General features: G+C 55.9%; 19 protein-coding genes and 2 tRNA genes. 11 read left to right on the forward strand and 10 right to left on the reverse strand.

What is annotated here, in order from left to right:
• The first annotated feature begins 57 nt into the window (after positions 1–57).
• From glgS to FFS28_RS00710, 6 genes are all read left to right on the forward strand, one after another.
• Positions 58–258, forward strand: coding sequence for a cell surface composition regulator GlgS (gene glgS / locus FFS28_RS00685; protein ID WP_102891021.1), 201 nt, complete (start codon positions 58–60; stop codon positions 256–258).
• Between the two features lie 315 nt (positions 259–573).
• A complete protein-coding gene (locus tag FFS28_RS00690) occupies positions 574–1,164 on the forward strand; it encodes a tyrosine-type DNA invertase (protein WP_137848463.1) in 591 nt (196 codons plus the stop codon).
• A 366-nt stretch (positions 1,165–1,530) separates the two neighbouring features.
• The gene (locus FFS28_RS00695) at positions 1,531–2,043 is read left to right on the forward strand and encodes a fimbrial protein (protein WP_137848464.1); all 513 of its coding nucleotides are present in this window, start codon (positions 1,531–1,533) and stop codon (positions 2,041–2,043) included.
• A gap of 100 nt (positions 2,044–2,143) precedes the next feature.
• Positions 2,144–2,824: a fimbrial biogenesis chaperone gene (locus FFS28_RS00700; protein WP_137848465.1), complete on the forward strand. Its 681-nt coding sequence runs from the start codon at positions 2,144–2,146 to the stop codon at positions 2,822–2,824.
• An 11-nt stretch (positions 2,825–2,835) separates the two neighbouring features.
• Complete coding sequence (locus FFS28_RS00705) at positions 2,836–5,337, forward strand: fimbria/pilus outer membrane usher protein (protein WP_137848466.1); 2,502 nt, start codon at positions 2,836–2,838, stop codon at positions 5,335–5,337.
• The gene (locus FFS28_RS00710) at positions 5,334–6,338 is read left to right on the forward strand and encodes a fimbrial protein (protein ID WP_171007369.1); all 1,005 of its coding nucleotides are present in this window, start codon (positions 5,334–5,336) and stop codon (positions 6,336–6,338) included. Before FFS28_RS00705 ends, FFS28_RS00710 begins: the two co-directional genes overlap by 4 nt.
• A gap of 410 nt (positions 6,339–6,748) precedes the next feature.
• Here the strand turns inward: FFS28_RS00710 and FFS28_RS00715 are convergent.
• The 3 genes from FFS28_RS00715 to mdtK all read right to left on the reverse strand — a co-directional run bounded on the left by FFS28_RS00715 (position 6,749) and on the right by mdtK (position 8,433).
• Positions 6,749–6,825 (reverse strand) — tRNA-Val (locus FFS28_RS00715).
• Between the two features lie 4 nt (positions 6,826–6,829).
• Positions 6,830–6,906: transfer RNA gene (locus FFS28_RS00720), tRNA-Val, on the reverse strand.
• A 153-nt stretch (positions 6,907–7,059) separates the two neighbouring features.
• Positions 7,060–8,433: an MdtK family multidrug efflux MATE transporter gene (gene mdtK / locus FFS28_RS00725; protein ID WP_137848468.1), complete on the reverse strand. Its 1,374-nt coding sequence runs from the start codon at positions 8,431–8,433 to the stop codon at positions 7,060–7,062.
• A 226-nt stretch (positions 8,434–8,659) separates the two neighbouring features.
• Between mdtK and FFS28_RS00730 the strand changes: the two genes are divergently transcribed.
• Complete coding sequence (locus FFS28_RS00730) at positions 8,660–9,301, forward strand: riboflavin synthase (RefSeq protein WP_006174926.1); 642 nt, start codon at positions 8,660–8,662, stop codon at positions 9,299–9,301.
• A 30-nt stretch (positions 9,302–9,331) separates the two neighbouring features.
• Here the strand turns inward: FFS28_RS00730 and cfa are convergent, their stop codons facing one another.
• Both cfa and punC read right to left on the reverse strand, forming a co-directional pair.
• Positions 9,332–10,480 carry a cyclopropane fatty acyl phospholipid synthase gene (gene cfa / locus FFS28_RS00735; RefSeq protein WP_137848469.1) on the reverse strand — a complete coding sequence of 383 codons (1,149 nt, stop codon included), beginning with the start codon at positions 10,478–10,480 and terminating at the stop codon, positions 9,332–9,334.
• Between the two features lie 299 nt (positions 10,481–10,779).
• Complete coding sequence (punC, locus tag FFS28_RS00740; RefSeq protein WP_137848470.1) at positions 10,780–11,979, reverse strand: purine nucleoside transporter PunC; 1,200 nt, start codon at positions 11,977–11,979, stop codon at positions 10,780–10,782.
• Between the two features lie 114 nt (positions 11,980–12,093).
• On the opposite strand from punC, the gene punR reads away from it, so the two are divergent.
• The gene (gene punR / locus FFS28_RS00745; protein ID WP_137848471.1) at positions 12,094–13,005 is read left to right on the forward strand and encodes a DNA-binding transcriptional activator PunR; all 912 of its coding nucleotides are present in this window, start codon (positions 12,094–12,096) and stop codon (positions 13,003–13,005) included.
• Between the two features lie 16 nt (positions 13,006–13,021).
• Here punR and purR read toward each other — a convergent pair whose 3' ends face one another.
• Positions 13,022–14,047 carry an HTH-type transcriptional repressor PurR gene (gene purR / locus FFS28_RS00750; protein WP_006174930.1) on the reverse strand — a complete coding sequence of 342 codons (1,026 nt, stop codon included), beginning with the start codon at positions 14,045–14,047 and terminating at the stop codon, positions 13,022–13,024.
• A 297-nt stretch (positions 14,048–14,344) separates the two neighbouring features.
• Between purR and cydH the strand changes: the two genes are divergently transcribed.
• Both cydH and FFS28_RS00760 read left to right on the forward strand, forming a co-directional pair.
• Entirely contained in the window at positions 14,345–14,434 is a 90-nt protein-coding gene (cydH, locus tag FFS28_RS00755) for a cytochrome bd-I oxidase subunit CydH (protein WP_042319665.1), read from the forward strand.
• Between the two features lie 165 nt (positions 14,435–14,599).
• Positions 14,600–15,766: an MFS transporter gene (locus tag FFS28_RS00760; RefSeq protein WP_137848472.1), complete on the forward strand. Its 1,167-nt coding sequence runs from the start codon at positions 14,600–14,602 to the stop codon at positions 15,764–15,766.
• 38 nt (positions 15,767–15,804) lie between these two features.
• On the opposite strand, the gene sodB is transcribed toward FFS28_RS00760, so the two are convergent.
• Positions 15,805–16,386 carry a superoxide dismutase [Fe] gene (sodB, locus tag FFS28_RS00765; RefSeq protein WP_137848473.1) on the reverse strand — a complete coding sequence of 194 codons (582 nt, stop codon included), beginning with the start codon at positions 16,384–16,386 and terminating at the stop codon, positions 15,805–15,807.
• Positions 16,387–16,508: 122 nt separating this feature from the next.
• Positions 16,509–17,279 carry a C40 family peptidase gene (locus FFS28_RS00770; protein WP_006174934.1) on the reverse strand — a complete coding sequence of 257 codons (771 nt, stop codon included), beginning with the start codon at positions 17,277–17,279 and terminating at the stop codon, positions 16,509–16,511.
• Positions 17,280–17,617: 338 nt separating this feature from the next.
• Here FFS28_RS00770 and grxD point away from each other — a divergent pair, with 338 nt between their 5' ends.
• Complete coding sequence (grxD, locus tag FFS28_RS00775) at positions 17,618–17,965, forward strand: monothiol glutaredoxin 4 (protein ID WP_006174935.1); 348 nt, start codon at positions 17,618–17,620, stop codon at positions 17,963–17,965.
• A gap of 42 nt (positions 17,966–18,007) precedes the next feature.
• Here the strand turns inward: grxD and rnt are convergent, their stop codons facing one another.
• Both rnt and gloA read right to left on the reverse strand, forming a co-directional pair.
• The gene (gene rnt, locus FFS28_RS00780; RefSeq protein ID WP_006174936.1) at positions 18,008–18,658 is read right to left on the reverse strand and encodes a ribonuclease T; all 651 of its coding nucleotides are present in this window, start codon (positions 18,656–18,658) and stop codon (positions 18,008–18,010) included.
• Between the two features lie 96 nt (positions 18,659–18,754).
• Positions 18,755–19,162 carry a lactoylglutathione lyase gene (gene gloA, locus FFS28_RS00785; protein WP_006174937.1) on the reverse strand — a complete coding sequence of 136 codons (408 nt, stop codon included), beginning with the start codon at positions 19,160–19,162 and terminating at the stop codon, positions 18,755–18,757.
• Positions 19,163–19,191: the final 29 nt, after the last annotated feature.

Below are 19,191 nucleotides of genomic sequence, written 5' to 3' on the forward strand. Positions count from 1 at the left end.
GAAATCAGAAAAGCATATGACCTTGAACAGCAAATTCAATGACTGGAGGGATATGCGATGAACCGACAAGAAATACACGCACTGAAGAATTTTGATTTTCTGGCGCGCAGTTTTGCCCGTATGCACGCCCTGGGCCAGCAGATTGATGTGGCTGCCGTGACCGGCAATATGAGTGATGAGCAACAAGCATGGTTCCGGGAGCGATACGAACTCTATCGAATGCAGGCCGAGCGGGCGAGGATAAAAGAACTGCGATAACTTTGACGGCAACGGGCTTAATGGCCCGTTGTGCTTTTCAGGATCTGATGGACTAAACCTGGCCCTTCTCCGGCGCTACGGATAACCCCGACCACGCCTGTTTCACCCCGTTCGGCAACAGAGATTTCGTCTGCCAGACGCGGCATTTTGTCATGACGTTCACTGCATAAACAGTCGGCTGCTCGTAAAAAATGTTGAGTTCTGCGTCATCACCCGATTAGCGATTCTGATGGTATTCTCTGGCTCAGGCCAGGACTGTGAAGGCAGTTCTGGCCTGTTTTTTTTCATTATTATTTTAATAAGGAGCAAAGGCGAATGCCTGAAAAACGAAAGCATCTCACTCGCCATGAAGTGGGACAGATACTGCTTGCAGCGGACAGAGGGATACATTTTGAGCGCGATTATTGCCTTATTCAGATGTGCTATTTACACGGCCTGCGGGTCAGCGAGCTGTGCGGAATGCGCCTGTCCGATCTCGATCTGGTTGGGCGTTCGGTCTATGTCCGGCGACTGAAAAATAGCCTCTCGACGCAGCACCCGCTGTTCGATACCGAACTGCCTGCGCTTATGCGCTGGCTGGCAGTCCGTAACCGCTGGCGGGATGCAGATTCAGACTGGCTGTTCCTGTCGCAAAAGGGCGGCGCGCTGTCACGTCATCAGGTGAGATTGTTACTTAAACGTTATGGTGAACTGGCGGGAGTCAGTATTGCCGCCTATCCGCATATGCTAAGACACGGTTGCGGTTATGCGCTGGCAGACTTAGGGCGGGATACCCGATTAATACAGGATTATCTGGGGCACCGGAACATCCGGCATACGGTGATTTATACGGCGACGAATACACAAAGATTTATGAATGTCTGGGGGACGTTGAGAGAAAACCCCACAATTAGTGCCAGAATGTAAAGTAGTATCAGAAAAATTTAGCGCAGTGTCAAAATTTTTCTGAGGCCCCTTTCGATAACGGACTATCTTGCTGATTTTAAACCAACATTAAATGTAAAGCCTATGTTGCTTCCTCTGGTTACCGCTGGCAACGTGCTTGCGTTATTCACGTTGCCAGTTTTCACATGCTCACCGCCTTACGGTTTTATGCCGTGGCAAAAGTCAGAACGCCCGCCTGCTGATATTTTATTTCCCCTTTTCATCCTTCTCCACATTTTCTCCTGAACTCACCACTCTGGCACTAACGGGAAAGTCTTATGGTGATTTTTTCGCCGCCGGAGTGAAGCAGGGTCGAGACCTGCGTGATCGTTCACCAAGGAGAAATGTATGAAAAAAACGATGTTAAGCGCGTGTTTATTACTGGTGGCCGCAGGTGCGGTCGCTGCCGATGGCACCATCCACTTTACCGGCAGCATCACTGACCAGACCTGTACCGTGGACAGCAGTTCGCAAAATATGAACGTCGATTTGGGCAATGTGGCGCAAACCGCACTGAACGGTGCGGCCGGCATGAAAGCCTCCCCGACGCGCTTTACCCTCAGCCTGAGCGACTGCCCGGACACCGTTACCGGGGCGAACGTGAAGTTTGACGGGACGTCAGATGGCGTTAATCAGAACCTGCTGGCGCTGGACAGCGGTACCGGGATCGCGACCGGCGTCGGGATTGAAATCGCTGATAAAAACGGGACCGCCATTCCCCTGCACTCGGCATCAGCGGACTACACCCTCGCAGAGGGCACCAATTCCCTGGACTTCGTCGCCCGCTATGTTTCCACCGGCACCGCGGTGACCACCGGGACAGCCAACGGTACCTCGCAGTTCACCATTAATTACAAATAAGGCTGTGACGTCGCGGGGCGCATCCACTCCTACCCATGCGCCGCCGCATAACAGGGAACGTTTCGCAGGGATGCGTATTTTTTGTCCGGAGAATAAGAAGATGAACAGGTATGCAGACGTGATGCTGGCGCTGGTGCTCGCTCTCCTGAGCGTGCAGGCGCAGGCCGGGATTGTAATTGGCGGGACGCGCGTGATTTATAACGGGGATAAAAAAGAGTCGGCCGCTTCGGTGCGTAACCCGGAGAAATCGGGCGTCTATCTGGTGCAAAGCTGGGTGGACAGCGGCGAACAGGGCGGCAACACGCCGTTCATCGTCACCCCACCGCTGTTTCGCATCAATCCCGATGAAGAGAACATGCTGCGCATTGTGCGCACCGGGGGCAACCTGCCGCAGGACCGGGAATCGGTGTTCTGGCTGAACGTGAAATCGATCCCCGCCACCGACGACAGCACGCCGCGCACCAACGTGCTGCAGGTGGTGGTCAAGTCGCGCATGAAGCTGTTTTACCGCCCGGCCGGGCTGGAAGGGCAACCCGAGAGCGCGTATCACCAGTTGAGCGTCGCCCGCAGCGGCAACCGTCTTACCGTCACTAACCCCACGCCGTATTACGTCACGCTGTTCACCCTCAAAGTCGACGGGCAGGAGATCAAAGAGGCGGATATGGTGCCGCCGAAGGGCAATGCCAGCTTCACGTTGCCGTCCGCGCGCGCATCCAATGTGACCTGGCAGGCCATCAGCGACTACGGCGGCATCAGCCAGACCGAAAGTCGTACGCTGTGAAGGAGGACGTGATGAATAACACGACGCCACGTCTGACGTTGCTATTGATGATGATCCTGTTGCCAGGCTATCTTCGCAACGCCGAGGCCCGCGAGGCTTTTAACACCCACGCGCTGGAAATTGATAACCCCGGCCAGCCGGTGGCGGATTTATCGGCTTTTGCCGAGTCCGACGGCCAGCTTCCCGGCACCTACCGGGTGACGGTGTATGTGAACAGCGAAAAACAGGGCGACGCGCAGGACATTGCCTTTGTCGCCGGGCCGGATAAAAAACTCACCGCGCAGATAACGCCCGCGATGCTTAAAGCCTGGGGCGTGAAAACCGACGTCTTCCCCGCGCTGGCGGCGTTGCCGCCGGATAAACCGCTGGACGACATTGGCCGCTATATCCCGATGGCCGCCACCGATCTGCGCTTCAGCAAACTCCAGCTTAACGTCAGTATTCCGCAGGCGGCGATGAATGCCAGCGCGCGTGGCTGGGTGGACCCGTCCGAGTGGGACGAAGGCGTGCCCGCCGCGCTGCTGAACTACAACCTCAGCGGCAGCAATACCTGGCGTGACGGAGAAAACGGTTCGGACGATAACTACTACGCCAACCTGCAAAGCGGCATCAACCTTGGCGCGTGGCGGCTGCGCAACTACTCGACCTGGAACTACGACGAGGACAACGGCAGCCACTGGGACTCGGTGAACACATACCTTCAGCGGGATATCCAGCGCCTGAAGGGGCAACTGACGCTCGGCGACAGCTACACGCCGTCGGATATCTTCGACAGCGTCCAGTTTCGCGGCGCGCAGCTGGCTTCCGACGACAACATGCTGCCGGACAGCCTGCGCGGGTTCGCCCCGGTCATCCGCGGCATCGCCCAGTCCAGTGCCCAGGTGACCATTAAGCAAAACGGCTACATTATCTACCAGAGCTACGTTGCGCCGGGCGCGTTCACCATCAGCGACCTCTACCCGACCTCCGGCAGCGGCGACCTGGAAGTGACCATCAAAGAGGCCGACGGCAGCGAGCGCACCTTCGTCCAGCCTTTCTCGGCGGTGCCGATCATGCAGCGTGAAGGCCGCCTGAAATATGCACTCACCGCCGGGAAATACCGCAGCGGCAACGACGACAGCGATGAACCGGAGTTCGGCCAGGTCACGGCGATTTACGGCCTGCCGTATGCCATCACCCTTTATGGCGGCACACTCTATTCACAGGACTATCAGTCCGGGGCGGCGGGGCTGGGTTTTGGCCTCGGTGAACTCGGCTCGCTTTCCGCCGATATCACCGCCGCGCATACCACGCTGAATAACAACGACAGCCACAACGGCCAGTCGTACCGGGTGCAGTACTCGAAAGATTTTCAGACCACCGACACCAGCTTTACGCTGGCGGCCTACCGCTACTCCACCGCCGGGTTTTACACCTTCCAGGAGGCGAACGACCTGCGGGCAGACAGCGACGACGGCTGGCGGATGACGTACAACAAACGCCAGCGCCTGCAGCTTGACCTCAGCCAGAGTATCGGCAGCTACGGCTCGTTTTTTGTCTCCGGCTACCAGCAGGATTACTGGCAGGAGGACGGCTATGAACGCACCCTGAGCACCGGCTGGAACGGCAACATCGACGGCATCAGCTACAGCGTGACGTACAGCTACAGCGACTACCCGGAGAGCACCCAGCCCGCCGACCAGCAGCTGGCGTTCAACGTCCAGGTGCCGCTCAGCCGCTTTATGCCGAATGCCTGGGCGAGCTACAGCGTCAACACCGCGAAACATGGCGACACCCGCCAGCAGGTGGGGCTCAACGGCACGGCGCTTGCCGATAACAACCTGAGCTACAGCCTCCAGCAGAGCTACACCAACCACGGCGTGGGCGGCTCCGGCAATATGAGCGCCGACTATAAAGGCGGGCAGGGCGAAATCACCGGCGGCTACAACTACGACGACGATACGCAGCAGATCAACTACGGCCTGAGAGGCGGCATTGTCGCCCATCCGCACGGCATCACACTGTCCCAGCCGCTCGGCCAGTCGCTGGCAATTGTCAACGCGCCCGGCGCGGATGACACGAAGGTGCAGAACAACACCGGGGTCTATACCGACGGGCGCGGCTATGCGGTGGTGCCATACGTCAACCCGTACAAGAAAAACCGTATTGCGCTGGATACCAGCACGCTCGGCGACGAGGTGGATATCGACACCGCCGTGCAGACGGTAACGCCAACGCAGGGCGCGGTGGTGATGGCTGACTTCAACACCCGCCTCGGACGACGCGTGCTGATGACGCTGTATTACCGCGGGCTGCCGGTGCCGTTTGGCGCACAGGCGAAGCTGAAAGAGGGCGGCAGCGGCATCGTCGGTGATGACGGCCAGGTGTATCTCACCGGTGTACCGCAGGAAGGAGAGATTGCGGTGAACTGGAACGGCGCGCAGCAGTGCGTGGTGCATTACCGGTTGCCGGAACAGGAAAATCAGCCACCGGTGATCACGGTGACCCAGGAATGCCAGGAGACAGTGAAATGAGGGTATGGCGCGTAATTATTCTGCTGGCGGGCATCGCTTTCTGCCAGACATCGTGGGCGTTTTGTACGGCTACAGGAAGTTTTTCAATCAGCCCCGGCACGGTGATTGTCCAGCGGGACGCGACGGTGGGGCAGCCCATCAGCGACTGGCTGATGTCCAACCAGGGCGTGGCCTATCAGGACTGTAATTATGATGGCACCCCGCAATACGCCATCGTTGCCGGTATCAAAAACACGGGCGCGAAAGCCAGCATTAGCTGGAACGGTGAGGCGGTTTTCAATACCAACGTGCCGGGCGTGGGGTATGTGTTTGAAGGCCGCACCTCCGTGGACAGCACGCCGTTACCGGAGAGCTGGAGTGGTATTGCCAGCGGACAGTCGCAGGTGTTCACCCTCCAGATTAGCCACAGTGCGGGTTACCATCCCTCGATCAACGATCAGGCGCGGGTCCGTCTGATTAAAACCGGTGACATTACCCCCGGTGCGCTGAGTGGTTCACCCGGGCGTTTTATTGCCGGTACCCGGGAGAACGGGCAGTGGTCAACGGAACTGCCGATCACCTTTTCCGGCGGGCAAATTAATACGATTGCCTGTGCAGTCACGACGCCCGATGTCAGCGTGGAGTTAGGCCAGCATAAAAAGGCTGAGTTTTCAGGGCCGGGCTCAGCCACCGGCTGGCAGACGTTCGTGATCAGACTGGACTGCGACAAAAGTGCCCGTATCAACGTCCAGATTGACGCCACTCCGGATCCGTCCAGTGCTGCGGGCGTGATGAAACTGGACAGCGCGCCGGGTGATATGGCCGCAACCGGGGTGGGCGTGCAGCTCTACTTTACACCGGATGACAGCGCGGTGCAGTTTGGTCAGAGCAGGTACTATTACACCTCGTCGTACGGAGGGGCTGAGACGGTACAGCTTAAGGCGCGCTACTACCAGACCACGTCGGCGATAACGGCAGGCACGGCCAACGCCACGGCGACCTTTACGCTGACCTATAAATAGCGCAGGACCCCGGTATCATGCACCATGATAGAAGAGGGCGCCCCTCGCGCTCTCTTTCTACCCGTCATACTTCAACATGCATATGCGTTGGCTGCACTGTCTCACCCCAGTCACTTACGTTAGTACGTTGCCGGGGATTCGCTCCTTTGCCGCATTACCCGGCCTGTGGCCTCACCCATTTGGAGCCAGATCATCGGCCCGGAATCGTGACGGCTTTACCACGTCGTACACCTGTAACCAGCTGAAATAGTGATGATTCGCTGGGACGTTGATGCAACAATATGTTGAGCGACTGCGAGATTAAAAGGAGTTGAGAAGTGACGATGGCATAGCGAAACATGATGCCTGAAATGCTCTTGGGCACAGAAAAGTCAGATGAAAGAATGAGGAACTACAGAGGGATAATAGAATGGTGCGTCTGAATGGACTCGAACCATCGACCCCCACCATGTCAAGGTGGTGCTCTAACCAACTGAGCTACAGACGCAGAATGGTGCGTTCAATTGGACTCGAACCAACGACCCCCACCATGTCAAGGTGGTGCTCTAACCAACTGAGCTATGAACGCAACGTGTTGTCGGTGACAACGGGGACGAATATTAGCGGCACAGCCCCAAGGTGGCAAGAGGGAAAATGCATTTTTCTCTCTGATTTCACGCGATTGCTTCATTACCGCGCAAAGTGAAGAGAAAGTAGCCGCCGGCGGGCGGCTACCGGAGATTTATCGTGCAGCGCGCTGCAAAATGACCGTAGAAGGCTGACGCTGCAGAAAGCGCATACGCAACATCATCATGATGGCTGCGGAGGTCAGACCGATGATAAAGCCCATCCAGAACCCGGCAGGCCCCATACGATCCACCACCAGATCGGTTAACGCCAGCACGTAGCCGCACGGCAGACCCAGCACCCAGTAGGCGATAAAGGTGATAAAGAAGATCGAACGCGTGTCTTTATATCCGCGCAGTACGCCGCTGCCGATCACCTGAATGGAGTCGGATATTTGATAAATCGCCGCGAGCAGCATCAGGTGAGACGCAAGCATAACCACTTCAGGGTTGTCGTTATAGAGCAGGGCGATTTGCTCACGCAGCGCCACGGTAAAGAGTGCCGTACAGGTGGCCATACAAACGCCAACGCCCAGCCCGGTCCGCGCGGCGGTTTGCGCATCAAGCGTGGATCCTTGCCCCAGACGGAACCCTACCCGAATGGTCACGGCGGCGGCCAGCGACATAGGCAGAACGAACATCAGGGAGCTGAAGTTCAGCGCAATCTGGTGCCCGGCAACGTCTACGATCCCAAGCGGTGAAACCAGCAGGGCAACGACCGCAAAGAGGGTGACTTCGAAGAACAACGCCAGGGCAATGGGCATGCCGAGCTGGATGAGGCGTTTCACCACGTGCCAGTCCGGCGTGCTGAACGCCTGTTCGTTGCGGATATCACGCATCGATCGCGCCCGCTTAATAAAGGTGAGCATGCTAAAGAACATCACCCAATACACCGCTGCGGTTGCGACGCCACAGCCGACGCCGCCGAGTTCAGGCATCCCGAAGTGACCATAAATAAAGATGTAGTTCACCGGAATATTCACCAGCAGGCCGATAAAGCCCATCACCATGCCGGGCTTGGTTTTCGCCAGCCCTTCACACTGGTTACGCGCGACCTGGAAAAAGAGATAGCCTGGAGCCCCCCAGAGTAACGCGCGCAGATATCCGACGGCTTTATCGGCCAGAGCGGGGTCAATATTCTGCATCGCGCGAATGATATGCCCCGCGTTCCAGAGCACCACCATGATCAGCACCGAGACGAAACCGGCCAGCCAGAACCCCTGGCGGACCTGGTGCGCCACACGGTCGCGGCGGCCTGAACCGTTAAGCTGCGCGATCACCGGGGTCAGTGCAAGCAGCAGCCCGTGGCCGAAAAGGATCGCGGGAAGCCAAATTGAGGTCCCGATAGCCACGGCGGCCATATCGGTGGCGCTATAGCCTCCGGCCATCACCGTATCGACAAATCCCATTGCTGTCTGGGCAACCTGCGCAATGATCACCGGGATAGCCAGCGCCAATAACTGACGCGCTTCAATCATGTACTTCTGCACGTGAACACCTTTGAATTGTTGTTATTTGAGAGACTAAAAAAGCCGCCATTACGGGCAGCAAAAAGAAAATGAAGGGGGATGCCAGCTATTGTAGCGGGGTTTACCTAATTATCTAGTGAAAAAATAGCCAGAAAATGCACGCTACTGGCAACCTGTTTTTCCAACTGTTATTGTGTTGGCATTAAAACGGTGTCACCACCGTCCGGAAAAAACAGGAGTTACAGGCATGTTTACTGGTATTGTCCAGGGCACCGCTAAAGTGGTGTCTATTGATGAAAAACCCAATTTTCGTACTCACGTTGTTGAGCTGCCGGAATATATGCTCGACGGCATCGAAACCGGTGCGTCGATTGCGCATAACGGCTGCTGCCTGACCGTCACAGAAATTAACGGTAATCACATCAGCTTTGATTTAATGAAAGAAACATTGCGGATTACCAATCTGGGCGAGCTGGCGGTAGGGGATACCGTAAACGTTGAGCGTGCCGCGAAGTTCAGCGATGAGATTGGCGGGCACCTGATGTCAGGCCACATCATGACCACGGCCGAGGTCGCCAAAATCATTACCTCGGAAAATAACCGTCAAATCTGGTTTAAAGTTCAGGACCCGGCATTAATGAAATACATCCTGTACAAAGGGTTTATTGGCATTGATGGGATCAGTCTGACGGTGGGTGAGGTCACGCCGACGCGTTTTTGCGTGCATTTAATTCCGGAGACGCTGCAGCGTACGACGCTGGGCGCAAAAAAACTGGGACATCGCGTGAATATCGAAATTGATCCGCAAACCCAGGCGGTCGTCGATACCGTTGAACGCGTGCTGGCGGCAAAGGAAGCGGCGATAATAAAAGCGATTGACGAAGAATAAAAATAACCCCGGGCTTCCGGGGTTATTTTTTTAGCGAGCCACCCGCAGGCCGTGTTCAATACCGCGGCTAAAGACCACCTGCCACAGTTGAATATCACGCGCCCGGAATGCCCCTGCGCAGGCATTCAGATAATAACTGAACATCCTTTTGAACCGTTCGGAATAGTTGTCGGCAATCTCCGGCCAGGCCGCCTGGAAGCGTTCGTGCCATGCCATTAACGTGGTGTCGTAATCTGCGCCAAAGTTGTGCCAGTCTTCCACGATAAAGTGAGATTCACTGGCATTGGCTATCTGGCGTACAGAGGGCAAACAGCCATTCGGGAAGATGTATTTATTGATCCACGGGTCAACGTTGTTGTCGGTCCGCTTCGAGCCAATGGTATGCAGCAGGAAGATACCGTCCGGCTTCAGGTTACGATCGGCCACCGTAAAGTAGGTCTTGTAGTTTTTCGGCCCTACGTGCTCAAACATCCCGACCGAGACGATTCGATCGAATTGCTCATTAAGATCGCGATAATCCTGCAGACGAATATCGACATCCAGACCCTGGCAGCGTTCCTGCGCCATCTTTTGCTGTTCGGCAGAGATGGTGACGCCGACAACGCTAACGCCATAATGCTTCGCCATAAAGTACGCCAGACCACCCCAGCCGCAGCCAATATCCAGTACGCGCATGCCGGGTTCAAGCTGCAGTTTTTCACAGATTAAGCGCAATTTGTCCTGCTGCGCCTCTTCAAGCGTGGTCGCCTTTTTCCAGTAGCCGCAGGAATATTGCATGAAGGGGTCGAGCATACGGCTGAACAGATCGTTGCCGAGATCGTAGTGTTCTTTGCCAACGATCCATGCCCGTTTTTTACTCTGGAGGTTGAACAGGCGGGCGGAGGCGATGCGCAGCGTGTCTTTAACGTGTCGAGGAAGCTGGTTTTCAAGCCCCGCGCGTAAAACGCGGGTGAAAAAGATATCCAGCCGCTCGCAATCCCACCATCCATCCATATAGCTTTCGCCCAGGCCTAACGATCCCTCCTGCAGGACGCGTTTAAAAAAGTCGGGATTTTTGACCTGAGGGTCGTAAGGGGAGGACCCGTTAATAGTGATGCCCGCACGACTCAACAGTTCACTGACGATCCGGGACCAGTGGTCGTCCGGAACGCTGACTTCTTCTATACACGATGAACTCATAGCTTCTCCATCACCTTGCTGTGATCAGAACCTTCAAACAGCGTAGACGCTTTTTATGGTTTGTGAGAAATCTCACGGTAAACGCCCGCGAGGCTAGTATCCGACGTAGAACAGAGGAAGGGAGATAACCCTTGCCGAAAAGCCTTCCATGGTAAAACGGGAGCACTCCGGCTCCCGTTAACACTTAATATTTATCGTATTTAATCGAACCAAATTTAGTATAGGCCTCAAAATTTGGTGATTCAATAGAAAATTCTTAGCAACCTAATCACTGATATGCAACATAATTTCCCACGCGATTATGCCTGGGATGTTTCTGTTTGTGCACGGCTGGCCTGCTCACGGTAGGCAGACGACTGTATGCGATACCCGATAACAGCCAGCACAGCGGTAAACAGCATCACGCTGGTGGTAGTGAGCAGCGGGGTGACAATCAGCGCGGATACCACGAGGCTTGCGAGGAAGCATAACCCCAGCTGCAGGGTATTTTGCAGCGCCGCCGCACGGCCGGTGGCCTGCGGGAACGGACGCAACGCCTGCGCCACCACGATTGGATAGATTGCGCCGTTGGCAACGGCCATCACGCAGAAAGGAATCAAAATTTCTGCAAGCCCCACGCCCGGAATGAAACCGACAGCCCAGGTGCCTATTACGCTCAGAGTGTACAGCGCCAGCAGCCAGGGCAGCATCTGCTGTCCGTCCCATTTCTGCAGGGCCGCACGACAGCCGTAGCCGCCCACCAGGAAGGCGATAGTTTGCGGAACGTAGCTCAGACCGATGGCCGCCGGGCTATAGCCCATATCGTGGAGGATAAAAGGTGAGCCGGTGAGCCAGGCGAAGAAGCTCGCAGAGCAGGCGGCATAAATCAGAACGTTACCGCGATACGCTTTGGTGCGCAGCAGGGAGATAAAGGTGATGGGCTTCGCATCGGCGTGCGTGGCTTTTTTATGGGCCGGCTTAAGCGCAAAGGCGGGCAGCATCAGCACCAGCGTAATGGCAAACAGCGTGGCGAAAATCGCCTGCCAGTCGAAATGGGCGAGGATCCAGCTGCCCAGCAGCGGAGCAAGGGCCGGCGACAGGCCGACCAGCGGCATGATGGTAGCGAAGATCCGGTTTGTACGCGAGGCCGGGTAGTAGTCGGTCACCAGCGCCTGCCAGGTGACCGCCGCCGCGCACACGCCCACCGCCTGAATAAAGCGCAGCACCAGCAGCCAGGTGGCATCACGTACCCACAGCATCCCCAGACAGCCTACGGCAAAAATCGCCAGGCCGAGTAACAGCACCGGCTTGCGGCCAAAGCGGTCAGAGAGCGGCCCCCACATCAGCTGTGCGATGGCGAAGCCCGCAAGGAATAAGCTCAGGCTGGCGCTGATGGCGGCGGCAGGCGTCTGCAAATCTTCCTGCATTGCGGCGAAAGCAGGGAGGTACATATCGGTTGCCAGAAAGCCAAGCACGCTTAAGCCGCCGAGCCAGACTAAAAATCCGTTCCTGGGTTGCATTGTTTTTTTCTCCTGAGGAGGCAGGTGTTAACTGGCGCAGAGTGTAGGGAGTGCAAAGCGGCTTGTGAAACGCTAATATTTGGTAAGTGCATTCAAATTTTTTGCAGGCAGAAAATGTGGTCCGATTATTCTCTTGAAGTGGTAGACGCCGTGGCGCGTAACGGCAGTTTTACCGGAGCCGCGCAGGAACTGCATCGGGTTCCCTCTGCGGTCAGTTATACCGTGCGCCAGCTGGAGGAGTGGCTGGCGGTGCCGCTGTTTGAACGTCGGCACCGCGACGTGGTGTTAACGCCTGCGGGGGCGTGGTTTCTCAAGGAAGGGCGTTCTGTCATCAAAAAAATGCAGATCACCCGCGAGCAGTGTCAACAGATCGCCAACGGCTGGCGGGGCCATCTCTCCATTGCGGTAGACAACATTGTGAAGCCCGAACGCACACGGCAGATGATCGTGGATTTCTATCGCCATTTCTCGGACGTTGAGCTGCGGGTATCGCAGGAGGTGTTCAACGGCGTCTGGGATGCGCTGGCGGACGGCAGGGTTGAGATGGCTATCGGCGCGACGCAGGCTATTCCCGTTGGGGGACGTTACGCTTTTCGGGATATGGGCATGCTGAGCTGGACCTGCGTGGTCGCCAGCCATCATCCTCTGGCCGCGCTGGAAGGGCCGCTGAGTGACGACACGCTGCGCAACTGGCCGTCGCTGGTGCTGGAAGATACCTCGCGCTCGCTGCCCAAGCGCATCACCTGGCTGCTGGACAACCAGCGGCGCGTGGTGGCGCCTGACTGGGAGTCGTCAGCCACCTGCCTGACAGCGGGCCTGTGCGTGGCGATGGTGCCCGTCCACTTTGCACGACCGAGGATCGACAGCGGTGAATGGGTTGCCCTGGAGCTGGAAAACCCGTTCCCGGATGCAGCCTGTTGCCTGACCTGGCAGCAGAACGACATATCGCCTGCCATGGCCTGGCTGCTGGATTATCTGGGAGACAGCGAAACGCTGAACCGGGAGTGGCTACGGGCGCCAGCGTAGCTGGCCCCGTTAACCATTAGCGACGGTAGTCGCGGAAAGGGCCATCCGCAACGGAACGGCGCTCAACAAGACGCGGGTGGACTTCAATAGACTGCGATTCTTCACGCTTGTTAACGATCCTGTCCATCAGCATGTTGAAAGCGGTTTCGCCCAGCGAATCTTTCGGCTGATGGATGGTGGTCAGCGCCGGGGTGAAGAAACGGGCGTTACGCACGTTGTCATACCCGATCACGGAAATGTCCTGTGGCACGCGCAGACCCAGTTCGTCCGCGGCACAGAGCGCACCCATTGCCATAATATCGCCCCCGCAGAAGACAGCGGTAGGGCGAGGCTGCTGGGAGACGATCTGCTGCATGGCGCGATAGCCTGATTCTGGCTCGAAGTCGCCCTGCACAATCCAGTTTTCCGGCACGGTGATCAGCGCTTCTTCCATCGCTTTCATAAAGCCAGCCAGACGCCCTGCGCCGGTGTTGCGCTCAAGCGGACCGGGAATAACGCCAATCTCGCGATGCCCGCGTTCTACCAGATAACGACCCGCCATATAGCCGCCTTCAAAAGCGTTATCAATCACGGAGTCGGTGAAATCGGCGCGCGCTTCGCCCCAGTCCATCACCACCATCGGGATGTGACGGTACTCTTCCAGCATGGAAAGCACCGATTCCGGGTATTCTGAACACATCACCAGCAGGCCGTCGACGCGCTTTTGCGCCATCATCGAAAGATAGGCACGCTGTTTTTCAATGTTGTTCCAGGCGTTGCCCAGAATCAGGGTATAGCCTTTCTGGAAGCAGTTTTTTTCCACCGCTTCGATAATTTCTGCGAAATAGGCCGCTTCGCTACTGGTCGCCAGCAAACCGATCGATTTGGTGTGATTCACTTTGAGGCTACGCGCTACCGCACTCGGGGAGTAGTGCAGCTCTTTGATCGCCGCCCAGACGGCATTGCGCGTCTCTTCAGCAACAAAGCGAGTTTTGTTAATAACATGTGATACGGTTGTAGTGGAAACGTTTGCGCGTTTTGCTACGTCTTTTATTGTTGCCATTAAATGTCACTCCAGACCATATCCTAAGCTCCTGATAAACATGAAGGTAAACGTTTGCCTTCTCTCACCCTTATTACGCAATCTTGAATTGCGACACGCCGGGAAAACGACACAGGACGTCAGGAGGGGGTCAATGGCCGGTACGCTAATAAATTTAGCGTGGAATTTTGTCCTATCTTGATGAAAAGGGGAAGAGCAAAAGTGGATATCAGGTTAAAACCAGGAAGATTTTTGACCTGAACTGTGTAAAAATGAGCAAGCTCACTTTTCGTGGGGTGATTAAAAGGAGAAAAATTGATGAGTTCCGATCTGAAGTTTTCGCTGGTTACCACCGTTATTGTGCTGGCATTGATTGTGGCCGGTGGTTTAACGGCTGCGCTGCACTGATTCACGCGGAGGGAGAGGCGTCTCCCTCCACATCCTCGCCTGATTGTTACCCTTCTGGCAAAAATCTTTTGCCAAAATGTTAACTTCTCATTTTTTGTGATTGATGTCATGCTTTTGGCTTCATTGTTCTGTGTCACGACGCGACACGGCATCCGGAGTTAACGCATGAAAATCAATTTCCCCTTGCTGGCCCTGGCGATTGGCGCTTTTGGGATTGGCACCACTGAATTCTCCCCGATGGGCTTGCTGCCCGTTATCGCGCGGGGCGTAGACGTCTCAATACCGGCGGCCGGTATGCTGATCAGCGCCTATGCGATCGGCGTGATGGTGGGGGCACCTCTGATGACACTGCTGCTCTCGCACCGCGCGCGTCGCAATGCGCTGATTTTCCTGATGGCGATCTTCACGCTTGGCAATGTGCTCTCCGCAATTTCGCCTGACTACACCACCCTGATGCTGTCGCGTATTCTGACCAGCCTCAACCACGGTGCTTTCTTCGGGCTGGGATCAGTCGTTGCCGCCAGCGTGGTTCCCAAACACAAACAGGCCAGCGCGGTCGCCACCATGTTTATGGGCCTGACGATCGCCAATATTGGCGGCGTACCGGCGGCGACCTGGCTCGGTGAAGTCATCGGCTGGCGCATGTCGTTCCTCGCCACCGCCGCACTTGGGGTTGTGGCGATGGTCGCCCTGTTCTTCTCCCTGCCGAAGGGCAGCGCCGGAGAACGCCCTGATGTACGCAAAGAGCTGTCGGTGCTGGTGCGCCCTCAGGTTCTTTCCGCGCTATTGACCACCGTGCTGGGCGCCGGGGCGATGTTTACCCTCTATACCTATATTTCACCGGTGCTGCATGAGATCACTCACGCTACGCCGATCTTTATTACCGCGATGCTGGTGCTGATTGGCGTGGGCTTTTCGATTGGCAATTACCTTGGCGGGAAGCTGGCAGACCGTTCCGTTACCGGCACGCTGAAAGGCTTTTTAACCCTGCTGATTGTGATTATGGTGGCCATCCCGTGGCTGGCGCGCACTGAAGTGGGGGCGGCGATTGCGATGGTGGTCTGGGGGGCGGCGACCTTTGCCGTGGTACCGCCACTGCAAATGCGCGTGATGCGTGTTGCTCATGAGGCGCCGGGGCTCTCATCTTCCGTCAATATCGGGGCATTCAACCTGGGGAATGCGCTGGGCGCTGCGGCGGGCGGTGCGGTGATCTCGGGTGGTCTGGGTTACGGCTTTGTACCCGTGATGGGGGCGATTGTAGCCGGGCTTGGCCTGCTGCTTGTACTGATGTCCGGGCGAAAACAGCCTGAAGCGGCCTGCGCTGCGAAATAGAAAAAAAACGCAGAAGGGCGAACCCTTCTGCGTGTCTCTTACCCGGCGAAGTTCTTCGCCACGAATTCCCAGTTAACCAGCGCCCAGAAGTGCTCCAGATAGTGAGGGCGCGCGTTACGGTAGTCGATGTAGTAGGCGTGTTCCCACACGTCCACCGTCATCAGCGGCGTGGCGCTGGTGGTCAGCGGTGTACCAGCGTTAGACGTCGACACGATAGCCAGCTTACCGTTGGCCTCTTTCACCAGCCATGTCCAGCCGGAACCAAAGTTTTTCACCGCTGCGTCGGTAAATTTCGCTTTAAAGTCCGCGAAGCTGCCAAACGCCGCGTTGATCGCCTCGGCCAGTTCACCAACAGGTTCTCCGCCCGCATTTGGTGCCAGGCAGTGCCAGTAGAAGGTGTGGTTCCACACCTGCGCGGCATTGTTGAACACGCCACCCTCTGAGCTACGCACGATCTCTTCCAGGGTTTTGCCTTCAAACTCGGTGCCTTTGATCAGGTTGTTGAGGTTGGTGACGTAGGTCTGGTGGTGTTTGCCGTAATGGTACTCCAGGGTTTCCGCAGAAATGTGCGGTGCCAGGGCGTCTTTTGCATACGGTAGTGCAGGTAATTCGAACGACATTGCTTCTCTCCTTATTGTTTTATACGTTGCCAATAACCCTACAGACAACAAGGATAGAGTAGCAGATTAAAAGGGTATGCAAAAGAGGAGCTTACCCTGCTACGACGGTAGCAGGGCAGGGGTTAGCGGACGGTTTTCGGCGTCATGACCCGGCGCGCGCCAACGTAGTGGCGTACCCAGTAGTCTTCGCTGAGAGAGGTGATCTGAATATCCTGGCCGCTACGCGGAGACTGAATGAATTTTCCATTGCCGACGTACACGCCAACGTGATCAGCCGTGCCGCGGCCCTGGGTGCGGAAGAATACCAGGTCGCCGTTCTGGAGTTCGCCACGGTTTACCGGAGCCGCATCGCGCAGGTGGTACATTTCATTCGCGGTGCGGGGAATACGAAACTTCACCAGATCCTTATACGCGTAATAGACCAGGCCGCTGCAGTCGAAACCGGTACGCGGAGAGGAACCTCCCCAGTGATAGGGTTTACCAATTTGCCCCATCAGTTTATTCATCGCCGTCTTTTGCGCTTTTTGCATGCGCACCTTATGTACTTCCGCGAGTTTGGTGGCTTTGGTGCACGTCGATTTATGCCCCTTGCGCACCGTGCATTTTTCGCTCACGAGCCTGGCGGCTGTCTGGGTAGTTTTACGCGTGTGGGTGCGGGAGGTTTTGGTTTTCGATTTGGTCTTGCTGGAGGCGGTCTGTTTGGTCTGAGCGGTGGTTTTTTTCTTAACGGTCTTGCCGGGAGTTTTTTTCTTACGTTCTGTGGTTTTCGCCAGATGCGTTTTTTGTACAGCAGAATGCCGCGCCTGTTCAGAGGCGTTCGCCGCTGGCGTGAATGAGAGTGATGTAAACAGTAAGGCACAGAGCGTGATCGAGATTTTATTTATCCGCGCCACTGGGCAGTCCCCTGATAATTGCAGGCCATCAATAATGCCCGCGTGTGATTTACAAAGCCCGTCGATTCTAATCTATAAAAACCCGGGAAGTTAATAGCATTTTTCAATCTAAAAACGTGTTTCGTTAGCAAGTGCAAAAAAATTCATCGTTCTGTAGCACTATTGTTCACTCCCTAAGCAAAACCTTAGAGTGAGAAAGGGTAAGCACCATTTTCAATGCAACTTATAGCCACACACGTTAAAATATATAAACGTGACTAAAATGTTATTTTCCGATGTCTGTCTGAACCGCTACAATGTCAGACAATTGCCGTAACAGAAGTTAAAGGAAGCAAAACATGAGCACCACTATTGAAAAAATCCAGCGCCAGATCGCTGAAAACCCGATTCTCCTGTACATGAAAGGTTCTCCGAAGCTGCCTAGCTGCGGTTTCTCCGCGCAAGCGGTTCAGGCGCTGTCTGCCTGTGGTGAGCGTTTTGCTTACGTTGATATCCTGCAAAACCCTGACATCCGTGCTGAACTGCCAAAATACGCAAACTGGCCGACCTTCCCACAACTGTGGATTGATGGCGAGCTGGTTGGCGGCTGCGACATCCTGATCGAAATGTATCAGCGTGGCGAACTGCAGCAGCTGATTAAAGAGACTGCGGCGAAGTACAAAACCGAAGAGCCGGGCGCAGAATAATTTTGCTGCCCCTGTAAAAAAGCGACCTTTCGGTCGCTTTTTTTATGCGTCGTTCTCGCCCATCGGCAGCGGCCAGCCGCCTAACCGCTTCCAGCGGTTCACGATTTCGCAGAACAACTCGGCTGTGCGCTCGGTATCATAGAGCGCGGAGTGCGCCTGCGTGCCGTCAAATTCGATTCCTGCGGTGATGCAGGCTTTTGACAACACCGTCTGACCGAGCGCCAGACCGCTCAGCGCCGCTGTGTCAAAGGTTACGAAAGGGTGGAAAGGGTTGCGCTTAAGTGAGGCGCGCTCGGCGGCAGCCATCGTAAAACTGTGGTCGAAGGTGGCGTTGTGCGCCACCATAATGGCGCGGCTACAGTCGTTATCTTTCATGCCTTTACGCACCATTTTAAAAATGGCGTGAAGCGCGTCGTACTCGCTCACCGCGCCGCGCAGCGGGTTTTTCGGATCGATGCCGTTAAACGCCAGCGCCTCGGGCTGCAGATTCGCCCCTTCGAAGGGTTCAACGTGGAAATGCAGCGTGGTGTCCGGTGTAAGCCAGCCCTGTTCATCCATTTTCAGCGTTATGGCGGCAATCTCAAGCAGCGCATCGGTTTTAGCGTTAAATCCGGCTGTTTCTACATCAATGACAACGGGATAAAAACCACGAAAACGGTCGCACAGACCGGTAAATTGAGCGTTATCGGACATCAGGGTCTCTTACATGGGGAAAAAAGCAGTGCGCATTATGGCAAATTTTGGCAGGGGATGCAGTAAAACAACAGGGCGCAAATGCGCCCTGGGGGATCAGTTGCCCAGACCGCGACCGGCGTCTTTGGCTTCAATCAGTTCGATTTTGTAGCCGTCCGGATCTTCAACGAAGGCAATCACGGTTGTGCCGCCTTTAACCGGGCCCGCTTCACGCGTGACGTTGCCGCCGTTGCTGCGGATGCGTTCACAGGCTTCGGCTGCGTTATCCACTTCCAGCGCGATATGGCCGTAGGCGTTGCCCAGGTCATAGCTCTCCACGCCCCAGTTATAGGTCAGTTCGATAACCGCCTCATCGGATTCCGGGCCATAGCCCACAAAGGCCAGCGAGTATTTGTATTCCGGGTTTTCGCTGGTGCGCAGCAGTTTCATGCCCAGTACGTTAGTGTAGAAATCGATAGAACGTTGCAGGTCGCCAACGCGCAGCATGGTGTGAAGTAGGCGCATAATTTCCTCATTAACCAATGGAAAGGATT

It is taken from the genome of Enterobacter sp. 2VL (genome assembly GCF_005503595.1).
GTDB lineage: Bacteria > Pseudomonadota > Gammaproteobacteria > Enterobacterales > Enterobacteriaceae > Enterobacter > Enterobacter cancerogenus.